Annotated in this window: 6 protein-coding genes (1 of these 6 cut by a window edge); 3 read left to right on the forward strand and 3 right to left on the reverse strand. The window is 73.9% G+C overall.

The genetic code is table 11. From position 1 onward, the window contains the following. The 3 genes in view from ACZ6S6_RS28565 to ACZ6S6_RS28575 are tightly spaced (at most 56 nt apart) and all read right to left on the reverse strand, a layout consistent with a single transcriptional unit that may run on beyond the window. A protein-coding gene (locus ACZ6S6_RS28565; RefSeq protein WP_469707455.1) for an amino acid adenylation domain-containing protein crosses the window boundary here: on the reverse strand, positions 1–420 show its 5' end (the start). Its footprint begins 4,329 nt before the window's first position; 420 of the gene's 4,749 nt are visible here — the first part of the coding sequence; its start codon is at positions 418–420; the stop codon falls past the left edge of the window. Beyond that, a complete protein-coding gene (locus ACZ6S6_RS28570) occupies positions 417–14,162 on the reverse strand; it encodes an SDR family NAD(P)-dependent oxidoreductase (protein WP_469707456.1) in 13,746 nt (4,581 codons plus the stop codon). The genes ACZ6S6_RS28565 and ACZ6S6_RS28570 overlap by 4 nt, the downstream gene beginning before the upstream one ends. 56 nt (positions 14,163–14,218) lie before the next feature. Then, entirely contained in the window at positions 14,219–20,482 is a 6,264-nt protein-coding gene (locus ACZ6S6_RS28575) for a beta-ketoacyl synthase N-terminal-like domain-containing protein (protein WP_469707458.1), read from the reverse strand. Positions 20,483–20,742: 260 nt separating this feature from the next. Here ACZ6S6_RS28575 and ACZ6S6_RS28580 point away from each other — a divergent pair, with 260 nt between their 5' ends. The 3 genes from ACZ6S6_RS28580 (at position 20,743) to ACZ6S6_RS28590 (ending at position 22,938) form a co-directional block, all read left to right on the forward strand. Next, the gene (locus ACZ6S6_RS28580; RefSeq protein WP_362961037.1) at positions 20,743–21,513 is read left to right on the forward strand and encodes a 4'-phosphopantetheinyl transferase family protein; all 771 of its coding nucleotides are present in this window, start codon (positions 20,743–20,745) and stop codon (positions 21,511–21,513) included. Between the two features lie 226 nt (positions 21,514–21,739). Beyond that, positions 21,740–22,519: a HipA family kinase gene (locus ACZ6S6_RS28585; protein ID WP_362961040.1), complete on the forward strand. Its 780-nt coding sequence runs from the start codon at positions 21,740–21,742 to the stop codon at positions 22,517–22,519. After that, positions 22,516–22,938, forward strand: a complete 423-nt coding sequence (locus ACZ6S6_RS28590) for a DUF3037 domain-containing protein (protein WP_469707462.1) — start codon at positions 22,516–22,518, stop codon at positions 22,936–22,938. The genes ACZ6S6_RS28585 and ACZ6S6_RS28590 overlap by 4 nt, the downstream gene beginning before the upstream one ends. The last annotated feature ends 16 nt before the right edge of the window (positions 22,939–22,954 follow it).

Below are 22,954 nucleotides of genomic sequence, written 5' to 3' on the forward strand. Positions count from 1 at the left end.
GGGGGTGCGGCCGGTGGCCTGCTGCACCGGTCCGGTGGCGGCCAGCCGTACGGAGACGCTCAGTTCGGGGTGGCGGCGCACGGTGGCGGCCAGCGCCTCGACGAGCCGGTCCGGCTCGACGCCCTCGCCGAGCCACAGGCCCAGCGGAAGGTTGTAGGAGACGGCCTGCGGATCGTCGGCGTGCAGGGCCCACAGCGCGGCCTGACCACGGCTGAGCGGGTATGACTCGGAGGACGGCCGGGGGACGGCGTCCACCGGGGCGGCGGAGGCGGCCTCCGGGTCGGCAGCCGTCGCCGGGGCGGCCGGAGCCTGCTCCGGGGCGGTGGGATCGACGAGGCCCCGTACCAGTACTTCGGCCACCTCATCGGAGACCTGGCCGGCCGCGATCGCCGTCAGCAGTTCACGCAGGTCGGTGCTCATCGGCCCGCCCTTCCTTCGAGTACGGCCAGCGCGTCGTCCACGCGGACGGTTCCGTCCCGCAGCCCGGCCAGCAGGACGGCCACACCGTCCTCGGCCGGAGCAATGGCGTGCACCGGGTCCGGCGCCCGCTCCTGGGACTCGGGCAGTGGCCCGTACTTCTCGAACACGGCACGGGCCACCGCCCGTACCGTCTGGGCCACCCCGAACATCCGGGCCGGCACGTCCACCTGGTAGTCCGCGCCGAGGCGGCGGCCGAGCCTGCGCAGGCCCAGCGAGTCCACCCCGGCGTCCGACAGCGCCCGGTCCAGGGGCAGGCGGTCGGGCCGCATCCCCAGGTGGGCCGCCAGCAACGCGCGTACGTGCGTACGGACCGCGCCCTCCGCGCCCTCCGCGCCTTCCGCGCCTCCATCGGCGGGAGACTCGGCCCTGACGGGAGCCTCACCGCCGGCGGGAGACCCGGCAGTCACCGGCCGCGCCGGGACGGCCCCGCCGGCCGGGGCAACGGCCTCGGCGGGGTGAGCGGTCCCGACAGGGGCGGCGGTCTCCGCCGCGACGGATGCGGGCGCGGCTCCGGCGCCGGTCTCCGGCTCGGTGACGGCTCCGGCGGCCAGGCCCGCCTCAGCGGCCTGGACGGTGTCGAAGCGTGCTCCGGGCGTCAGCCAGTAACTCTCCCGCGCGAACGGATAGGTCGGTGCGGGCACCCTCCGGGGCGCCGTCCCCGGCCACAGTTCCGCCCAGACGGTCGAGGCTCCCCCGGCCCAGAGCCGGGCGACCTTGTCCAGCCGGCCGCCGTCCACGACGGCCCGCAGGTACTGCTTGCCCTCGGGCCCTTCCAGCAGCAGGGCGGTGGTGGCGTCCCTGCCGTCCCCGGCGAACACGCCGGGGGCGAAGCCGCCGGACTGCCAGGCATCCAGGGCCGCCACGAGCGCGCGCGGCGAGTCGGCGACGACCGCGAGCCGCTCGGCGAAGGCGTCCCTGCCGGTGCGCAGCGTGTGGGCGAGGGCGGCCGGGTCGACGTCGTCCTCGTGTGCCGCGACCCAGCGGGCCAGGCGCTCGGCGTAGGCGCGCAGCCGCTCCGGGGTCTTCGCCGACAGGACGAACAGCTGGTCCCCGGGCGTCCGGAGAGCCGGCTCCTGCCGGTACTCCTCCACCACCAGGTGCGCGTTGACCCCGCCGAGGCCGAAGGAGCTCACTCCCGCCCGCAGCGGCGCCTCGGCCCCGTCGGGCGTACGGACCCTGCTCCAGGGCTCGTTCACGGCCGGCAGACGCAGCGGGCTGCCGTCGAGCCGCAGGTGCGGGTTGAGCGTCTCCAGGTGGACGTTGCCGGGTATCGAGCCGTGGCGCATCGCCAGCAGTGCCTTGATCAGGCCGGTGACGCCCGCGGCCGCCTCCAGGTGGCCGGTGTTGGTCTTCACCGCGCCCAGCACCACGTGCGCCTGCCCGGGGGCGGCGCCGTGATCGGCGTACAGCTCGGCGAAGGCGGTCTTCAGGCCCTCGACCTCGACGGGGTCCCCGAGTTCGGTACCGGTGCCGTGGGTCTCGACGTAGGTGACGGTCCGCGGGTCCACCCCGGCGCGGCGGTGCGCCTTGACGATGCAAGCGGCCTGCGCGTCCGGGTTCGGGGCGGTCAGCGAGTTGGTGCGGCCCCCGTGGTTGACGGCGCTGCCCCGCAGGACGGCGTGGATGACGTCGCCGTCGGCGATCGCCGCGTCGAGGCGCTTGAGCACCACCACGCCCACGCCCTCGGCACGCACGATGCCGTTGGCACCCGCGTCGAAGGTGCGGCAGCGGCCGTCCGGGCTGAGCATCTCCGCCTGGCTCATGTCCACGAACAGCGTCGGCGAGGCCATGACGTTCACGCCGCCCGCGAGCGCGACCTCGCAGTCGCCGCCGCGGATCGCCTCGGCCGCCCGGTGGACGGCGACGAGCGAGGAGGAACAGGCCGTGTCGATGGTCTCGCTGGGGCCGTGCAGGTCCAGCAGGTACGAGACCCGGTTGGACATGATCGCGTGGGCCCTGCCCACCGTGCTGTAGCCGTCGAGAGGGACGCCCAGGGCGTGCTGGAGTTCGAAGTAGTCGTAGGTGCTGCTGCCGATGTAGACGCCCGTGTCGGTGCCCGCGAGGGAGGACGGCCGGATGCCGGCGTCCTCGATCGCGGTCCAGGCCGCCTCCAGCACGAGGCGGTGCTGCGGGTCCATCGCGACGGCCTCGTGGGGCGAGATGCCGAAGAACTGCGGGTCGAACAGGTCGACCCGGCGCATGAACCCTCCCCACTTCGCCGTCGTGCGGAACTCACCGGGCCGCGGCTCCCCGTACAGGCGGCGCCAGTCCCAGCGGTCGGCGGGTATCTCACCGACGAGGTCGTCGCCCGCCGTCAGGTGCTCCCAGAACTCCTCGACGTCGTCGGAGCCGGGCAGCAGCCCCGCCATGCCCACGATGGCGACGGCTACGGGCTCGCCGGCGGCGGCCGGGGAGACCGCGGCCGCGGTGGGGACGGCCGGGACGACGCCCGGGAGAACGGCTGCCGCGGCCCCAGGGTGTACGGACCCGGGTACGGCGGCTGGTCCGGCGGCCGATGCGGTCGGCGCGGCTGCCGCGACGGCGGGTCCGGTCGCCGCGACTGCCGGTGCGGCCGGCTCCGCCCCGGGCAGTTCCTTCGCGCTCCAGTACCCCGCCAGCGCGTCCGCGTGGTGCAGGAGGATCTTGTGGATGAGGTCGTCCGCCGTGGCCACCCCGAAGAAGGTCGCCGGGGTCAGGTCGAGCTCCCAGCGCGCGTTCATGCGGTGGCTCAGCCTCGTGTAGGTGATCGAGTCGAAACCGAAGCTGCTGAGCAGGTCGTCCGAGGCGAGTTCGCCGGGCCGGATGCCGGCTACTTCGCGCAGGAGGGCCAGCATCTCGTCCGCCGCCGCCACCCGCCACGAAGCCACGGGCCCGGCCCCTGGCGCCGGCTGGGCCGCCGCGGGTGCCGGCGGCGCCCCTGCCGCCACCTCCGCGCCGGCCGCCGGAACCCCGATCCCGCCGAGGAACTCGTCCGTGCCCGAGACCACAGCCACCTGTACCTCCTGCCGGCCGAGCACCTGGCTCAGCGCTTCGAATCCCGCCTCCGGTGGGAGCGGGTGGACCCCTGCCGCGGCCAGCCGGCCGAGGTGGCGCTCGGTGAGCGCGGATCCGGCCCAGGCACCCCAGTTCACAACCCGTACGGGGTACGGCAGCCGGGCCGCGAGCGCGCGCCCGATGGCGTCCTGGGCGGTGCACCCGGCGGCGTAGGCGGCCTGGCCGGGGTTGCCGAGGAAGGACTGGACCGAGGAGAACAGCGCCAGGAAGTCCAACTGCCGCTCGCCCAGCGCCTCGGCGAGCGCCCCGGTGGTGCGGCTCTTCGCCGCCATGCCCCGCAGGAACCACTCCTCGTCCATGGCCGCCAGTGACCGGTCGCTCGGCACGGTCACCGAGTGCAGGACCCCGTGGACAACGCCCACGCGGTCGAGGACCGCGCGTAGTTGGTCCGGGGCCGAGGCGTCTGCCCGGTGGAACTCCACCCGGGTTCCCGAGGGGTCGAAGGCCCTGATCCTGGCCGACCTGGCGGCGTCCGGCTCGGAGCGCCCGACGAGGACGACCCTGGCCCGGTGGCGCCGTACGAGCTGCTCGGCCACGTCGAGACCGACGTCGCCGGCCCCGCCGACGATCACGTACGTACCGCCTTCACGCAGTACGGACGGGGCCGGGGCCCCCGTGTCGAGGGGCTGGAGCACCTCCCCGTACCAGCGGCCGTCACGCAGTGAGTAGTCGCCCGGGACGGCGACGCGTACCGCTGTCGGGTCGCCGGGGCGGATGTCGACGGTGGCGACCTGCCAGCGCTCGCACTCGCGGCGCAGCGACCGGGCGAGGCCGAGCGCGGCGGCCGACGCCGGGTCGGTCGCGGCGCGGGTCACAACGGTCAGCGCGAGCTCCCCGGCCGCGCCGGGGCGCGCCTGGAGGTGGTGGACGGCCCGGAACAGGTCGAGCACCCCGCGCTCGCCCTCGATCACGGCGTGGACCGCCACGGGCGTCGGCAGGGACTCCAGGGGCGCGTCGCCGATCCGGTGGACCTCGCTCCCCGGCAGCTCGACGGGGCCGATCACCCAGACGGGGCCTGGGACGTGCCCGCGCAGGGCCATGTCCGCGACGGGCAGCAGGCGCGGCGCGTAAGCACCCACGGGGGCGCCGATGGAGGCAGTGGTGGAGGCAGCGATGGAGGCACCGGTGGGGGCCGTCGTGCCGGCGCCGGCGGCCGGCACCTGACCGGAGGCGCCGTCGGAGCCGACCCAGCAACGGCGGCGTTCGAACGGGTAGGTGGGCAGCGGGACCAGGATCCCGCCCGCCTGCCAGCGGACCGTCTCACCGGCCACCCAGCGGTCGGCGTCCGCGAGGCCGCCGGGCCCGGCCAGCGCGGGGTGGCCGGCGCCTTCGGCGGCGGCCCTCAGCGCGGCGATGAGCGTGGCCCGGTCGGCTGCGGTGACCGCGAGCCGTTCGGCCATGGCGTCGCGGCCGTGCTGGAGGGTGTGCGCCACGTCGGCGAGTTCCGGTGTCCGGTCCACCCGTTCCACGGCCGCGAGCAGCGCGGCCGCGGAACGGCGCAGGGCCTGCGGGGTACGGGCGGACAGCGGGAACACCCACGGGCCGTGCGCCCGCCGCACATCGGGCCCGGTGCCGCTCTCCTCCAGGACCACGTGGGCGTTGACGCCCCCGTAGCCGAAGGAACTGACGCCCGCGCGGCGCGGCCCGGTGGCCGGCAGCGGCCAGGCCCGTGCCGACCGGAGCAGCTTGAAGGGACTGCCGTCGAGACGCAGATGCGGGTTCTGCTCCTGGAGACCGGCCGTGGGGGGCTGCACGCCGTGCTCCATCGCCAGGAGCACCTTGATCACTCCGGCGGCGCCGGCGGCGGACTCCAGGTGGCCGATGTTCGCCTTGACCGCGCCGAGGGCGCAGTGCGGCTCGGTCTGCGGGGGTGTGCCGCGACGGCTGCGCAGCTCGTCGAAGGCCAGCCCCAGGCCGTTGATCTCCACCGGGTCGCCGAGTTCGGTGCCGGTGCCGTGGGTCTCCAGGTAGCCGACGGTGGCAGGGTCGGTTCCGGCGCGTTCGTGGGCCCGTACGATCATCGCCGCCTGGGCGGCCGGGTTGGGCGCGGTCAGGGACCGGGCCCGGCCCCCGTGGTTGACGGCGGTGCCGCGCAGCCAGGCCCTGACCCGGTGCTCCCTGGCCCGCTCCGCACCGACCAGGACCACGAGGCCGTAACCCTCGCCCCGTACGAAGCCGTCCGCCCGTGCGTCGAAGGTGTGGCAGCGTCCGGTCGGGCTCAGCATTCCCGTGGCGCCGAGGAGGACGTGGTTGTGCGGTGACAGGACCAGGTTGATCCCGCCGGCCACGGCGATGTCGCACTCGCCCGAGCGGATGGACTCGGCGGCCCGGTGGATGGCCACGAGGGAGCTGGAGCAGCCGGTGTTGACCGGTTCGCTCGGTCCGTGCAGGTCGAGCTGGTAGGAGACCCGGTTGACCAGGATGGAGTGCGTGGTGGCGGTGGCGGCGTGTGCGTCGACCGGCAGGCCGGCGGCTTCGCGGACCTTTTCGTAGTCGCTCGATCCCGCCCCGATGAACAGTCCGACGTCAGATCCGGCGAGGCCGCCCGGTGCGATCCCGGCGTCCTCGAGCGCCGTCCAGACTCCTTCCAGCACCAGCCGCTGCTGGGGGTCCATGCCTGCGGCCTCGTGCGGGGAGATGCCGAAGAAGAGGGGGTCGAAGCGGTCGACGTCGTGGACGAAGCCGCCGCGGCCGGCCTGGACGCCGTCCGGGACCGCGTGCCGGTCCCACCGGTCGGCGGGCACGTCGGTGACCAGGTCGTCGCCCGCCACCAGGTGGTCCCAGAACTCGTACAGGTCGGCGCTGCCCGGCATCCGTCCGCTCATGCCGACGACGGCGATCGCCTCGGCGTCGCCGGGGCGGGTGGCAGGCAGGTCCGCCGCCGGGGCAGCCGGGGCCGGGGCGGCGGCAGCGGTACGGGCGATGGGCACGGCAGGCGCTTCGGGAGCGGTGTCGGCGGCGGTCACCGGCGTGCGGTAGTCGCGTTCGAGCACGTCGGCGAGGGCCCGCAGCGTGGGGGTCTCGTAGAACAGCGCCGCCGTCACGTCCAGGCCGAAAGCCTCGTTCAGCCGGCCGGCGAGCAGGTTGTAGCTGACCGAGTCGAAGCCGTAGTCGCCGATCTGCCGGTCGAGGTCGAGCTCGTCGACCGGGATGCCCGAGGCGTCCGAGGTCAGGTCCAGCAGCAGGTCGCGGAAGGCGGCCCCGGAGGCCCCGGCGGTCTGCGTGTCCGTCGCGCCGGCCGCTGCCCTGGCGACCAGGACGTGCTGGAGGTTACGGGTGGTCAGGGTGGAGTCCGGCGCGGCGGACACGGCGTCGTACCCGGCGCCGCCGAGCACCCCGGTCCAGCCGGGCACGTCCAGCAGCGGGGAGCCGGGCAGCCGCAGAGCGGTGTCGCCGTGGGCCCACCAGCCGTCGAACAGCCCGTAGGTGAGCGTGCCGGAGAGAGTGACCGTCGTCAGTTCGTTGAGCACCAGCTCGCCCCCGGGACGCAGAGTGCGCCTCAGGTGGCGCAGGGCGCGGCCGATGTCCGAGGTGGCGTGCAGGACGTTGGCGCCGACCGCGAGGTCGAAGCCGCCCTCGTCGAAGCCCTGGCCGACGGGGTCGGTGTCCAGGTCGAGGCGCTTGAAGCGCAGGAAGGGGTGTTGTCCGCCGAATTCCTTGCGGCCGTGGGCGAGGAAGGTGACCGACAGGTCGGTGTACCAGTACTCGATCCGCTCCCCGTACGGGTCCAGCGCGCGCAGGAGTCCGGCGGACGTCCCTCCGGTGCCGGAGCCGACCTCCAGGATCCGGACGGTGGCGGTGTCCGGCAGCTCGGCGAGCCGTTGCTCGACGTGGCTGACGACCCGTCGGGTGAGGAGGTCGTTGTAGAGGTCGCTGATGGGGTTGGCGCGGTAGACGCGTTCCATCAGTGAGGTGCCGGAGGAGGGGAAGAGCAGGTCGGTGGCGAGGAGTTCGCCCCTGAGCAGCTCCGGGTAGCGCTCCAGGCACAGCGCGAGGAGCTGTACGAACACGGCGGACTCGGGGTGCGCTTCGGCGAGGGCGGCGAGCCGCCCGAGGTGTCCGCCCGCACGGGCCGCGGCCAGGGCGTCCGGGGCGGGACACAGGCGTCCGTCGTGGGTCGTGAGCAGACCCTGGTCCACAAGCGCGTCGAGCAGGGTGTGCAGCAGCCGCTCGTACCGGGGGACGACACCCACCCTGCGCAGTATTTCGCCGGCGTCGGGGTCGGGGCCGTGCCAGGTGCCCAGCTCCTCCAGGAGGGCGAGCAGCGCTCCGCCCGCGATGCGGGTCATCTGCCGGTCGAGCTCACGGAAGTCCTCCACCACGCGCAGGTCGGCGGCGGTGGGCCGGTCGCCGACGGGCGTCACACCGGCCGGCCGGCCGCCGGCGGGCGTCGCATGGTGCGGCTGGTCTCCGGCGGGCGTCACATGGTCCGGCCGGTCGCTGGTGGGCGTCACGTCGGTGCTCTCCGTTCTCCTGTCGGCTCCCATGCGCTCGCGCAGGGCCTCGGTGCCGGGTACGACGACGCTCTGGGGTGTCGGCCGCCGCAATGCCTCGACGAGTGCGGCGAAGCCCGCCCGGGGGGTGATGGACCGGAAACCCGCCGCGGTGAGGCGGTCCCGGTGGCTGTCGTCGGCCACCGCCCCGACGGTGCCCCAGAAGCCCCAGTCGACGGCGCGCACCGGATGGGGCAGCTCGGTGTCGAGGGCGTGGGCGTAGGCGTCGAGGAAGGTCGAGCCTGCCGCGTAGTTGGCCAGGCCCGGATCGCCGAGGAAGGACTGCGCGGAGGAGAAGAACACCAGGAAGTCCGGGTTCCGTCCGCGCAGCGCGTCCACCAGGGCGGCGGCGATGCCGGACTTGGCGGCGAGGCTCTGTGCGAGGTCCGCGTCGGTGAGGTCGCGGACCAGCCGGTCGCGGCGCACCAGCGCCGCGTGGACGACGCCGTGCACCGGGCCCGCCTCGTCGAGGACCGCTGCCAGCCGGCGCGGGTCGGTGGCGTCCGCGCGGGCGTAACGGATCCGGTCCCCGAGGTCGGGGTCGGACAGCTCGCGGCGGCCGACGAGCACCACCCGCGCGTCCCAGTCCGCGACGAGCCGGCGGGCGATGGCCCGTCCGATGCCGTCGGCTCCTCCGACGATCACGTAGGTGCCGCCCCTGCGGAGGGGGACGGGGCCGTCGGCGGCCGGGGCGGGCCGCAGGGCCTGGGTGTGGCGGACGGTTCCGGTGTAGGCGGCGCGGGCGCCGCGGGGCGCCGGCGCCAGGAGGCCGGCGGACACGTGGGCGGGGTCGAGGTCGACGCAGGCGACCGACCAGCCCTTGTGCTCGTTCTCCATGACCCGGGCGAAGCCCGTGATCCCGGCGGTGTAGGGGTCGCTGATCCGGCGGCCGGGCGGGGCGGCGGCGCCGGTGGTGGCGATCACCCAGTCGAGGGTGGGGACTCGGGACCAGGCACGGGCGTACGGGGCGAGGGCCTTGACACCCGTCTCCTCGGCACGCGCCACCCGCTCCGCCTCGTTCCCCGCGATGCCGGTGGGGCCGGTCAGGACGTAGACCAGACGCGGTGTCACCTGGACGGGCGTGCCCAGTTCGACGAGGAGGGCGCCCGGGTGACGGGCGGCCAGTTCACGGGCCAGGTCGGCGCGGGCGGGGGCGTGCAGCACCACGACGGGGCCGTCCGGAGCCTGTGCGGGGACGGGCTCCGGGGTGGCCTCCCAGGTGGGGATGTCCGCGGGGAGCGCCTCTGCCGGGGCCTCTGCCACAGCTTCCACCAGGGTGCGCGCCGGCTGCGCGGAAGCCTCTGCGGGGGCTTGCGCACCGGTCTCCGCCTCCGGTACGAGGGCCTCTGCCGGGGTCCGCACGGGCGCCGCCGTGGCGGCGGCGTGCGGGGCCCGCCCGGGGGGCTCCACGTCGATCCAGCAGCGCACGCGGGCGAACGGGTACTGCGGCAGCTCCACCTTGCGCGGCTGCCGGTCCTTGTGCAGCGCACGCCAGTCGGGCGCACCGCCCGCCGCCCAGCTACGGGCCCAGGCGTGCGGGTCGGCGGGGAGCGGGACGGCAGCAGGGCGGGCCTGCCCGGTGACGGTGCCCCGGTGGAGAGCGGCGGCCTCCGAGCCGGCCAGGAAGGCGCGCAGTGCGCCGCGGAGTTCGGCCACGTCGGAGGCGACCACGGCGAGCCGCTCCTCCAGCGGCTCCCGGCCGATCTGCGTCGTGTACGCGATGTCGGCCAGCGCGGCGCCCGGAGCGATGCCTGATGCGACGTCCGGCGTGATGCCCGGAGCGGCGCCCTGCGCGACGCCCGATGCGGTGCCTGATGCGGTGCCCGATGCGGTGCCCGACACGATGCCTGATGCGGTGCCGGCCGACAACGCCTCGGCGAGACCCGCGAGGGTCGAGCGGGCGTCGACGTGCGGGGCCGGGCCGGGGAAGCGCTCGGCGAGGACGCGGGTGAGCCTGCGCAGATCGGTCGCGTCCAGGCCGAGTTCGTCGAACTCGGCCTGCGGATCGGCGCCGGCGAGACCGGCCGCCTCGGCCACGTCCGCCACGCCGACCAGGTCGGCCCCGGCAGCCGCTTCGGCCCCGGCGGCCACTTCGAGGAGCCCGCCCGCTGTCGCCGGCTCCGCGTACCTCCCCGCCAGTTCGCGCAGCGCCTGCGGAGTGCGGGCGGACAGCAGCACCACCTGCGGTCCTGCGGCGGGCGCGCCCCCGGTTGCCGGGGGCTGCTGCTGGAACTCCTCCACGATGACGTGGGCGTTGGCCCCGCCCGCGCCGAAGGCACTGATCCCGGCGCGGCGCGGCACACCGTCGGCGGGGGCGGGCCACGGCGCGCTCTCGCGCTGCACCCGTAGGCCCGTGGCGTCCCAGTCGATGCTCGGGCTGGCCGGGTCGGCGTGCAGGGAGGGAACGAGGGTGCGGTGGCGCAGCTGGAGGAAGACCTTCGTCAGCCCGGCGATGCCGGCGGCCGACTCCAGGTGACCGATGCCCGACTTCACCGATCCGAGCCGGCCGCTCGCGGCGCCGTAGGCCTGGGAGAGCGCGGCGATCTCGATGGGGTCGCCGAGGGAGGTGCCCGTGCCGTGTGCCTCGATGTAGCCGACGGAGGCCGGGTCCACATCCGCCCTGTGCAGGGCCCGGCGGACCACGTCGGCCTGCGCGGTGGGGTTCGGGACGAAGAAGCCCCCCGCGCGCCCGCCGTGGTTGACGGCGCTGCCCTTGATCACCGCGACGACCCGGTCGCCGTCCTCCAGCGCTCGGGCGAGAGGCTTGAGCACGACGACGCCGACGCCCTCGCCCGGCACGTAGCCGTCCCCGTCCGTGCCGAACGCGCGGCAGCGGCCGTCGGAGGAGACGAAGCCGACCTGGCTCAGGTGCAGGTACTTGTACGGGTGGACGATGAGGTTCACTCCGCCGGCGAGCGCCAGTTCGCTGTCGCCCGACCGCAGGCTCTCGCAGGCGAGGTGCAGCGCGGTCAGGGACGAGGAGCACATCGTGTCCAGGGCCAGGCTGGGGCCGCGCAGGTCGAGGAAGTAGGAGACGCGGTTGGCCACCGCGGAGGAGAAGGACGTGGGCAGTACGGGCAGCCGGTCCTCGGCTCCCAGGCCCAGCATCTGGTACTGGTTGAACATCACTCCGGCGAATACGCCCACCGCACGCCCGGCCACGTCGGCGCGGGTCAGGCCGGCGGCTTCCAGCGCGTGCCAGGAGGACTGGAGGAACAGCCGCTCCTGCGGGTCCATCCCGGCGGCCTCACGAGGGGTGATCCGGAAGAAGCCGGGGTCGAACTCGTCGATGCCCTCAAGGAATCCGCCCCACTTGCTGTACGAGTGGCCGGGCGTGCGGCCGGGCCGGTAGAAGCCGTCCGAGACCCAGCGGTCCGCCGGGATCTCGGTGACGCAGTCCCGGCCGTCCCTGAGGTTGGCCCAGAAGCGGTCGAGGTCCTCGGCCATGGGGTAGCGGCCGGCGACGCCGATCACCGCGATGTCCCCGTCGCGCGTCTCCGGCGCGCCGGGCGCCTGGGCAGGACGGGGCTCGGTGACGCCGGCGCTGGGCTGGGCGCCGGAGGCGGAGGGCTCGGCGGGGGAACCAGGCGGCTCCGTGGCGGAGCTGTCCTCACCGGCGCTGTCGGACGCGGCCAGACCCAGGGCTTCACGGGCCCGCTCCGGGTCGCCGTGGAGCACGACGAGCTCGGTGCCGGACAGACCGAGAGCCTGCTCGAACACGTCCAGGCCCGCCTCGGTCGGCAGGGGGACCTGGCCCTGCCTGCTGAACAGGGCTTCGGCGGCGGCGTCCATGCGCATTCCGCCGTCGGCCCACAACGGCCAGGCGAAAGAGGTGAGTCCGCGTTCGCGGGCGTAGGCGTCCAGGAAGGCGTTGGCGGCGGCGTAGTCGCTCTGCCCCGCGTTGCCCGCGACACCGGTCACCGAGGAGAACACGGCGAAGAAGTCGAGTTCCAGATGGCGGGTCGCCTCGTCGAGCAGCACGGCCCCGCGCACCTTGGGCGCGAGGACCGCCGCGAGGTCCGTTGCGGGCTTGGTGGTGAACAGGCCGTCCCGCAGCACACCGGCCGCGTGGACGACGCCGTCCAGCCGGCCGTGCCGTTCCAGGATGCCGGTGACGAGCGCGTCCACCTCGGAGGGGACCGTCACGTCGGCGCGTATGTACGGGCTGTCCGTACGCTCCTGGGCCTGAGGGCGCGGGGTGCGCCCGACGAGGACCGCCGTGGCACCGCGCCCCGTCAGCCGGGCGGCGAGTTCCCTGCCGATGCCGCCCGCCCCGCCGGTGATCAGGTAGACACCGCCGGGCCGGACGGGGGTGGTGGCAGCGAGGTCGGCGTCGCGGTAGCGGCGGACGTGACGGCCGCCGGTGGCGTGCCGCACCCAGGGCTCCGTCCGGTCCTCGAACTCGGCGAGCAGGGCGTCCGGATCGGCGGGGCCCTCGCACTCGACGGCGGTGATCGTGAGGCGGGGCTGTTCCAGGCGGACGGCGCGGGCCAGTCCGGCCACGGCGGCGGCGACCGGGGCCGGGCCCGCGTACACCACGGGGGCCGGCCGGTCGGTCAGGGCCTGGGCCAGGGCGAGAACCTCGCAGCAGGCGGACCGTACGGCCTCGGGGAGGTCGCCGTCCTGCTCCGCGGCGTGCAGGACCACCCGCGGGGGTGTGCCGAGGGCCGCCGTGTCGGCGAGGAGGAGCCTCAGGTCCTCGGTCTCGTCCGGCCGGAGTTCGTAGGTGCGGTGATCGATCCGGCGGAAGGCGGGGCCGCGCCGGACGGTGATCTGGTCGGGCCGTCCGCGCGGGCCGCCGATGACTATCAGGGGAGCGGGTACGGAAGCGGGAACGGCCGGCGCGAGAGGGCGGGGGGCCGGCTGCCACAGTCCGGTCAGGCAGTGGGTACGGGCGGGGGCCGCAGGGGTGTCCGCCGGCGCGGCCGGGGCAGACCGGGCGGGGCGGTCTGCCGGCAGCAGCCCGGCCAGATGGGCCGCGACGGCGTCCACGGTCGGGTACTCGAACAGCAGGGTCGGATAGAGCGAGATGTTCCAGTGCTCCTCGAACAGCCGTACTAGGGTGAGGAGTTGGGAGGATTCCAGCCCGAGTTCGTAGAAGCCCCGGTCGCCTTCCACCACCAGTGCGGGGTCGGCAGTCGCCCGGCGCACGAGCTCAGCCACCTCCGCCCGGATGCCCTCCGGCCCCTCGGCCGCGACGCCCGGATCCGCTGCGACCCTCGGTTGCGTCGGAACAGCCTGGACGGAGGTGTGCACAGCGTCGCCGACCCGCCCGCCGGTCCGGTCGTCGGTGAGGCGGGTGATCGCCGCCGCGGAGCGGACACGTTTGAAGGTCAGGTCCGTGAAGGTGGCGGCCAGCGCCCCGGAGGTGTCGCGGAGTTCTACGTCGGCCCTCACGATGTCGCCCCCCGCCCCGGCCCCTGCCGGGTGCAGACGCAGGTCGACGGTGCAGGCGTCCCCGAGGGTGCGGGCCGCGCGGAAGGATCCGATGTGCAGGGGGATGAGGGGGCGGCCGTCCGCGCCGTCCCCGTCGAAGGCGAGTGCGTACGCCTGCATGGTCGAGCCGTCGAGCAGCGCGGGATGCAGCAGGAAGTCGCCCACCGTGGCGCGCGCCTCGTCGCCGAGCGTGATCTCGGCGTGCACCCGGTCCGCGGTCGCCCGCAGGGTGCCCTCGCAGCGCATGAACGCCCGGTGCTCGATGCCGGCCGACCGGCCAGTGGCATAGACCTCGCCGACGTCGCGCGAGGTGCCCGGCGCCGGCACCGCGGCAGCCGCGGCGAGCGGGGGCAGACCGGTGCGCAGCGTGGCCCGGAGATGGGTCGTCACGACGTCGTCGCCAGGAGCGCCGTCCTGGATCCGGCGGCTGGTCGCCGTCACCTGGAAGACGTCACCGTCAGGTGTGATGTCGACGGCGATCTCCCGGTCGCAGGAGTGCGTGGTCACCACCGGCTCGACGAACAGGACGTCGCTCAACTCGGTGCGTGCCAGCTCCACTCCGCACGAGGCGAGCAACCGGTAGACGATGTCGAGGAAGGTGACACCCGGCAGGGTGCGCACCCCGTGCACCCGGTGGTCGTCGACGATCGGGTTGTCCCGCTTCAGGTGCAGGGCACAGCGAACGGGCCTTCGGTCCACGTGATCTCTCCTGGTGGTCGGCGATGCGGGGGCCCGACGGGCCCGGCCGCGCCGGGTTACGGGAAGGTCAGTTCGAGCCTGGCGGAGCGGGCCGACCGAGCTGCCGGCCCCGGCCCGGCGGGCTCGCGCCAGAATCTGCTGCGCCGGTAGGCGGGCGATGGCAGCGGCGGCCGTCCCGGCTCCCCGGGCGTGCCTGGGCCCAGCAGGACGTGGGCGTTGGTGCCCCCGAAGCCGAAGGCGCTGACCGCCACCCGGCTGCCCGGTGGCAGCTCCGAGACCCGGGTGACGGGGAAGAACGGCGACTGGGCGAAGGCGAAGCGCGGGTTCGGCCGCTCGCAGTGCAGCGTGGGTACGACCAGACCGTGCCGCAGGATCTGTACCGCTTTGATGAAACCGGCGACGCCCGCGGCACTGAGGAGGTGCCCCATCGTGCTCTTGATGCTGCCGATGCCGCAGTAGCCGACGTCCTCGGTGTGCGTCCGGTGGACGGCGGTCAGGGCCTGGAGCTCGATCGGGTCGCCGATCATCGTGCCCGTGCCGTGCGCCTCCACGTAGCCGACCGTGCGCGCGTCGATCCCCGCACGGTTCAACACGTCCGAGATCAGGTTGCGTTGGGCGCGGCCGCTGGGCGTGGTGTACCCCATGGTCCGGCCGTCGTTGTTGACGCCCGACGACTCCAGCACCGCGAGCACCCGGTCCCCGTCCCGGCGGGCGTCGTCGAGACGTTTGAGCAGCACCATCCCGGCGCCCTCCCCCGGAACGAGACCGTCGGCGGACTCGTCGAAGGTGCGGCAGCGCCCGCTGGGCGACAGCGCCTTGCCCGCGCTGAGCATGAGGTACGGCTCCTCGTCGAAGAGCAGATCCACGCCTCCGGCCAGGGCCATCGACGACTCCCCCGAGGCCAGGCTCTGGGCCGCCAGGTGGATGCTCACCAGGGACGAGGAACACGCGCTGTCGATCACGAGGTTGGGCCCTGTGAGGTCCAGGAAGTGCGAGATGTGGGCGGCGACGAAGTTCTGGTTGACACCGGCGATGTACGGCCGCTCCGGGGGTTGCAGGTGCGTGCGGTGGTTTCCGGTACGGGTGCCGACGAAGACGCCGATGGCCCCTCCCCGCACCTCGTCCTCGCGGTAGCCGGCATCCCGCAGGCATTCCACGGACACCTCCAGCGCCTTGCGTGCCAGCGGGTCCAGATGGCGGGCCGCCTCGGCGTCGAATCCGAAGAACTCCGGGTCGAACAGGGCGGCGTCGTCCAGGAATCCGCCCCATTTGCTCTGGCTGCGCCCGGTCCCGCCGGCGGGGCTGTAGAAGGAGGACAGGTCCCAGCGGTCGGACGGCACCTCTGTGACCAGGTCGCGTCCCGCCAGCAGGGCCTCCCAGAGCTGCCCGGTGTCGGCGGCGCCCGGCAGCCGGCAGCCCATTCCGATCACCGCGATGGGCGTCGGCCGCCTGTCCGGGGCCGGGTTGGCGGGGTACGGGGCCACGGACGGTGCCCGCGTCCCGGCCGGTTCCCGCGCCGAGGCCTGCTCGGCCGGTGCGGGGGCCGGATCAGCGGGGCCCTGGTCGGCGGGAGGCGCGCCGAGCGCGGCGGCGAGTCCGCCGAGCGTCGGGTGCTCCTGGAGAAGGCTCGGGTCCACCGGGTGGCCGAGCCTCTCTTCGAAGTCGCGTACCAGTTCGGCCATCAGGAGCGAATCCACACCGATGTCGCCGAGCAGGGTGTCGGGGCCCAGCAGACCGCCGTCGACCTTGGTGGTGCGGGCCACGAGGTCGTACAGCCAGTCCGGGGCCACCGTGGCGGCGGACTCGCCCCGCGTCTGCGGTACGGACGTATTCGGGGCGACGGGGCCCCGCGCCGGGCCGGCGTAGGCGTCGGCGTCGGCGTCGGCGTCGGCGTGAGGCCGTCCGGCGTGGGACGCGGCAGGGCGCTCCGGCGCCAGGAACAGTTCCTCGACGGCCACCCCCGCGCGCTCCGTACGGCAGGGCAGGAGCACTGGATGACCAGGCACCCGCAGGGCGAGGTCGAGCAGTTCCAGTGCGTCGGCCGCCGCGAGGTCGGGAATGCCGAGTGCGCCGCTCGCGCTCTTGCGGTCCGTGCCCATGCCCACGCCTTGCCACAGCGGCCAGCGCAGCGCGCGCACCTCGCAGCCGGAGGCGCCGGCGTCGTGGGCGGCGGCGAAGTCGTCGAGGACGCCGTTGGCCGCCGCGTAGTCCAGATGGCCCGCGGCGAGGCGCGGCAGTGCTCCGGCCACGGACGAGAACAGCACCATGAGCCTGGGCGGGGTCGCCCCGAAGGCCGACCACAGCACCTCCAGGCCCTTGGTCTTGGGCCGCAGCACGCGGGAGATGTCCTCGGACGTGCGAGACAGGAAGGAGGTGGGCGGGTCCATCACTCCCGCGCAGTGGAAGACGGCGTCGATCCCGCCCGCCTGCTTCCTGACCCGTCCGATCAGTCTGCGCAGGGAGGCCACATCGTCCAGCGCGTCGGTCCGTACGGTCAGCGTCACCCCGCGCTCGACGAGAGCGAGCAGCGCGGTGAGGCGGCCGCGCAGGACCGGGTCCGTGGCAGGCGCGGCGACGAGGGCGGCCCACTGGTTGCGGACCGGTATCCGGGACCGGCCGACGAGCACGATGTGCCGTGCGCCGCGGGCGGCCAGGTGGGCGGCGAGGCGCAGGCCGATGCCGCCGAGGCCGCCCGTGATGAGCACCGCGCCCTGGCCGATGCCGTCGAGGACGTCCTCGACGGCCCGCTCGGGGGCGAAGGCCGCCACCGGCCGCCGGCGGCGCGTGCCCTCGTAACGGATCTCGGTCTCCCGGCCGGTGGCCGCCGTCTCCGCCCTGACGGCGGCGGCGAGTTCGGCCGGGCTTCCGTCGACGCGGACGGTCCGCCCGTGGAGCATCGGGAACTCTCCGGACAGGGAGCGGTAGAAGCCCGCGAGTACGGAGCGTTCGGCGCCGCTGACGTGCACGCAGCGCAGCCCCGCACGGGGGTTGGAGGTGAGCATCAGCTGGAGCAGGGCGATGCGTTCGGTGACCAGGGTGCCGGGGGCGGTCAGGTCGACCAGGTCGACGATCCCGCCCAGGCCGCCCACCTCGGGCAGCGGATCTCCGGGGACGTGCACGACGGCGCGTTCCGCGCCTGCCGTACGGGCCAGCTGCGGGTCGGTGGTGACCACCAGCAGCCGCCCGGTGCGAGCGGCGTCGCCGGTGTCGGGTTCGGGGGCGTCCACCCATGTGGTGGTGAGGAGTCCGGCCTCGGCGACGGGTGCCACCCAGTGCTGGTCGCGGCTGAAGGGGTAGGTCGGCAGCGACACGGGCGGGGCGGCCGGGGGCGGGGCCCAGTCCGTTTCCGGCCCTCCGGACAGCGTGGCGGGCAGTCCGCCCGCGGGTGCGTCCGCCAGGGTGCCGAGTACCGAGGCGAGCCGCGCGCCGAGTTCGCCGAGGTCGGCCGCCTCGACGGCCACCCGGCAGGCCAGCGCCGCCCGCCCGGTCCGCAGGGTCCGCGCGATCGATTCGAGCGGCGGGGCCTGCGGCGAGCGTACGGCCTCCAGCAGGGCTGTCACGGCGGCCCGCAGGGCCTGCGGGGTCCGGGCCGAGACCGGCACGAGGACCGGACCCGCCTTCGCGGGACCGGCGATCGCGCGGCCGGCGGTCCGCGGTGCTTCCTCCAGGACCACGTGTGCGTTGGTGCCGCCCATCCCGAAGGAGCTGACGCCGGCCCGGCGAGGGCCGCCGCCCGCAGGCGACTCCCATGCGGTGCGCCGCAGTTGGAGCCGCAGCGGGGTGCCGTCGATCTTGATCATCCGGTTCGGCCGGTCGAGGTTTCGTACGGCGGGCAGCACCCGGTGCCGCATGGCCAGGATCACCTTGACCATGCCGGCGATTCCGGCGGCGGCCTCCAGGTGGCCGATGCTGCTCTTGACCGAGCCGACCGCGCAGTGCGGCTCGGCGGGCCGCGCGTGACCCCACTGCTCGTAGAGCCGCTCGAACGCCGCGACCATGCCGGAGATCTCGATCGGGTCGCCCAGGCGCGTTCCGGTGCCGTGCGCCTCGATGTAGCCGACGGTGCGCGGATCCACCCCCGCCTCGTTGTAGGCGGAGACGAGAAGGTCGGCCTGGGCGTCCGGGTTGGGGGCGGTGAAGGACTGGGCCTGCCCGCCGTGGTTGACAGCCACCCCGCGGATCACCGCGTGCACTTGGTCGCCGTCGGCCAGCGCCCGGTCCAGTGGCTTGAGCAGCAGGGCGGCGACGCCTTCGCCGCGGACGTACCCGTCCGCACCGTCGTCGAAGGTGTGGCAGCGGCCACGCGGACTCAGCACCCCGGTGCGCTGGTAGGCGTGGTGCCGGGCGGGGTCGCACAGAACGTTGACGCCGCCCGCGAACGCCTGCTCGCACTCGCCGGTCCGCAGCGCGGCAACGGCCTGCGCGACGGCGACCAGGGACGAGGAGCAGAGGGTGTCCACGGCGACGCTGGGCCCGCGCAGGCCCAGGGCGTAGGAGACCCGGTTCGCCACCAGGGAGGGGGAGACCGCGACGCTCAGGTGCGGTTCGTCCTGCCCGGCGTGCCGGGCGATCAGCGCGGCGTAGTCGCAGTGGCAGACGCCCGCGTAGACGCCGGTGCGGCTCCCGGACAGCGAGGTCGGATCGCATCCGGCATCCTCGGCCGTCGCCCACACGGTCTCCAGCAGCAGCCGCTGCTGGGGGTCCATCAAGGCGGCCTCGCGGGGGCTGATCGCGAAGAACTCGTGGTCGAAGCCGCGGATGTCGTCGAGCAGGGCGGCCCTGCCGATAAGCCCTGGGTGATCGGCCGCGGACCAGCGGTCCGCGGGGATGTCCCGGACGGCGTCTTCGTCACGGCCCAACAGGTCCCACAGTTCGGGCACGTTCCGTGCGCCGGGGAAGCGGCCTGCCATGCCGATCACGGCGATCGGCGCGGGTCCGCCGGACGTGGGGGCCGCGCCGCGGGGTGCCGGTATCGCACCGCCGGACGCGGGTACGGGGATGGGCCCGCCGGACGCCGGTATCGCGCCGCCGGGCGCGGGTATGACGCCGCCGGGCGCAGGTATCGCGCCTTCGGAGGCCGGTACGGCGGCGCCGGGGGCCGGCAGCTGTACGGCCGTGCCCGGATCCGGGCGCTCGCCCCGCAGTACCCGGGCGATGGCCCCGGCCGTGAAGGCCTGGAACAGGGTGCTGGGGTCTATCTCGCAGCCGATCTCCTCCTCGGCCCGTGCGGCGGCCTCCGTCAGGGCCAGGCTGTCCAGTCCACGCCGGCGCAGGTCGTCGTCGGCGGTGAGTGAGCCGGCCGGTTCGTCGAGCACCTTCTCCAGCAGGGCCAGCAGGCGGCGTTCGAAGTCGTCGGGCAGGGCGGCCCGCACCGATGCCTCGGAGGCCCCGGAAGAAGAAGCCGCAGAGACCGAGGAGGCCGGAGGGTCCGATGGGCCGGCGGACGAGGAGGCGATCGCGACCGGGGTCGCCCCGTCGCCCCGCAGGGACGTGTACGCCTCGGGCCGGACGAGCCGTTTGACGGTCTCCAGACGCGCGAGCGGCCGGCCGTCGCGTTCCCGCAGCAGGGAGGAGGTGAGGACCACCCGGTCGTCCGTCTCCCAACGGCAGTCGTCCAGGCGGTAGCGCACGGCGTCGCCGAGGTCGCAGTTGCCGAGGTAGACGATGTCGCGGCTGGCGGTGGTGGCGTCGACGGCCCATTCGCCGTCCGGCACCAGCGTCTGTATGTACTTGCGCTCGCCGCGGTCGTTGATGTGCGGGTACGAGGCGAAGTAGAGCAGTCCCGCCGCGTTCACGTCGGCGAAGGGGTTCAACTCGTAGATGTCGGTGTACAGCCCGGTGGCGCCGACGGGCTCCGGCTGGGCCAGAGCGCGGAACTCACCCTGGAAGTCCCGGTGTTCCGTGCTCGCCTCGGCCACGGCGGTACGGCCGTCGCGCAGCGGAGTACCGGGAACGAGCCAGTTGCCGGCGCCCCGGCGGACGAAGGAGGTGAGCAGCCGGACCGCCACGGAGGTCGTCGCCGTCGCGAATCGGATGTCACTCACGAAGGTGTGCTCATCGAGCCTGGCCAGCGTGCCCGTCAGTTCGCCTTCGTCGTGCTCGGTGAAGAACCGGAGGGAGTCGGCCGCCATGAGCCGGGCACGGGTGAAGGCCGGCAGCAGCCGTACTCCGTCGGCGTCGGTAAGCGCCGCGATCGGGAGGTCGAAGTGCTCTCCGAGCAGTGCCCAGTGGAGGTCACCGGCCTCACGCAGCAGCCAGTTCTCGGAGAGGCCGCCCACGGAGAGTGAGGGAAGGCCGAGGACGACCGCACGGGTCAGCATATGGGCATCCACCCGGAACCGGCGAAGTTTCCGGCGGATACATGCATCCCCCTACCCGGATGCGGCCATGCCTGACGACAGTGACGATTCACTATTCCCCCGTTGCATTGCCGGAAATCCCTGTCTAGCACAGTGCCCGTCAAAGTAGTTGACCGCTAAAACTACTTTGGGCACGACCCCTTTCCCCTTGACCGGAATCGGGTCGACAAGAAAGCATCGTGGACGATCATTACCGCTTTACGCAAGGGGATAGGTCACTCGTGCCAGGAATCCAGGAGCCGGAGCTCGGCCACCGTCACCCGATGCTCGAACCCCATCCGACCTGGGCGGACGGCGATTTCGTCGAGCCCGGTCTGCTCGCCGGAGTGCTGCCGGATGTGATGATCGTCGAGCTGTTCGCCGACCCGCCCGGAATCCACCTCTACCCGGAGGAAGCCGACATCGTGGAACACGCGGTGGACAAGCGCCGGCGCGAGTTCGCCACGGTCCGGCTGTGCGCCCGCACTGCACTCTCCAGGATCGGAATCCAGCCCGGACCGATCCTGCACGACTCCTCACGGGCCCCCGTCTGGCCCGATGGCGTCGCGGGCAGCATGACGCACTGCCCCGGCTACCGGGCGGCGGCGGTCGCCAGGACCACGGCGGTGGCCTCGGTCGGGATCGACGCCGAGCCGAACTCCGCACTGCCCAGGGGCGTGGAGAAGATGGTGGCCTCGGCCGACGAGCGCCGCGTGCTGGACCGGCTCACGCTGTCCCATCCGGCCGTCGCCTGGGACATGCTGCTGTTCAGCGCGAAGGAGAGCACGTACAAGACCTGGTTCCCGCTCATGGGCCGATGGCTGGATTTCAGCGACTGCACCATCACCCCGGCCCCGGAGCGGGGCACTTTCCGCAGCTCGCTGCACGTGCCGGGACCCGTGGTGGGCGGGCGCCGGGTCGACACCTTCACCGGGCACTGGCGAACCGTCGTCCGGGAGGGCGTCGAGTACGTGGCGACCGGGATCGTCGTACCGGCCGGCCCGCGCCCGTAAGACACCCGACGGACACCTGGCGGACACCTCACGGACACCCGGAAGACACCTGACGGACACCTCACCGCCGGTAACAGCCATTTCAAGTCACAGACCCGCCCTGACCGAAATCCATAAGGGTGCGACATTCCACCCGGACTCCCTACCCACTCGATCCGGCCACCGAATGGCCAGAACTCTATATCCCCCTTGGAGGGGCCCATCCGAGGCCACTAGGGTGATCGACATGCTGAAAGAAGTAAAAGGAACGCAGTATTTGACGGCTCTGCGGGAAGGCGGGTCTCTGCCCGGTATCATCGAGGCAGATAACGACGGAACGTACGTCGTGAAATTCCGCGGAGCCGGACAGGGGAGCGCGGCACTCGTCGCCGAGATCGTGGTCGGTGAGCTCGGCCGCCACCTCGGTATCCGGGTACCTGACCTGGTCATCCTCGACGTGGACACCGAACTGGCCCGCCGCGAGCCGGACCAGGAAGTGCAGCAACTCCTCCAGGCCAGCACCGGTCCCAATCTGGCCATGGACTTCCTGCCGGGTTCGGTGGGTTACGACGGCATCGCCTGGCGGGCACCGGCCGAGGAAGCCGCCCGCATCTACTGGCTCGACGCCCTGACCGCCAATGTGGACCGCACCTGGTCCAACCCCAACCTCCTCATCTGGCACCGCAAGTTGTGGGCGATCGACCACGGCGCGGCGCTGATCTTCCAGCACTCGTGGCCCGCGGTGGACGGCTGGGCCGGCCGGGACTACGGGATGGGCTCGCACGTCCTGTCCGAGCGGGTGTCCTCGCTCGCACCCCCGGCCCTCGACGCCCTCGACGCCGAACTGGCCGCCCTCGTCACGGCCGAGGCGCTGGAGCGGATCCTCGGCCTGGTGCCCGACAGCTTCCTGGCGAGCATGAACTCGGCCAACGGCGCGGACCCGCAGACCCTTCGGGGACGCTACGTCGAATACCTGCTGGCCCGTCTCGCGGGTGGGCGCGCCTGGTGGCCGGAGGCGTCGGCATGAGCACCACTTCCGCACCCTCCCTGGACAGTATCGTTTCCTCTCCCTCCCTGGGCTTCGACTACGCGTTGCTGCAAGCCGTTCCCCGCGTCGACCGCGGCGAGCGCATCAACATCGGCGCACTGCTCTACTGCAAGGAGGCCGACTTCCTCGCGGCCGAGGTGCACATCGACCCCGCCCGCCTGCGCGCGCTGGACGCCGAGGTCGACCTGACCGGCGTCACCGACGCCCTGGAGGCGATCCGCGCCATCTGCGCGGGCGACGGGTCGGCCGGCCGGGCCGGCGCGGGCACGCTCCGCTCGAGGTTCGGCTGGCTCACGGCCCCGCGCAGCGCGGTCGTCCAGACCAGCGCGGTGCACTGCGGTCTCACCGCCGACCCGGCGGCCGAGCTGGACCGGCTGATGAACCGCCTCGTGCGCTGACCCGACGTCCCCCGCA

Source organism: Streptomyces sp. NPDC048671 (assembly GCF_055587045.1).

Excerpts from the sequence above, each read along its gene's own strand:
- ACZ6S6_RS28575 (WP_469707458.1), bottom strand. The coding sequence starts at position 20,482 with ATGCTGACCCGTGCGGTCGTCCTCGGCCTTCCCTCACTCTCCGTGGGC.
- ACZ6S6_RS28590 (WP_469707462.1), top strand. The coding sequence starts at position 22,516 with ATGAGCACCACTTCCGCACCCTCCCTGGACAGTATCGTTTCCTCTCCC.
- ACZ6S6_RS28585 (WP_362961040.1), top strand. The coding sequence starts at position 21,740 with ATGCTGAAAGAAGTAAAAGGAACGCAGTATTTGACGGCTCTGCGGGAA.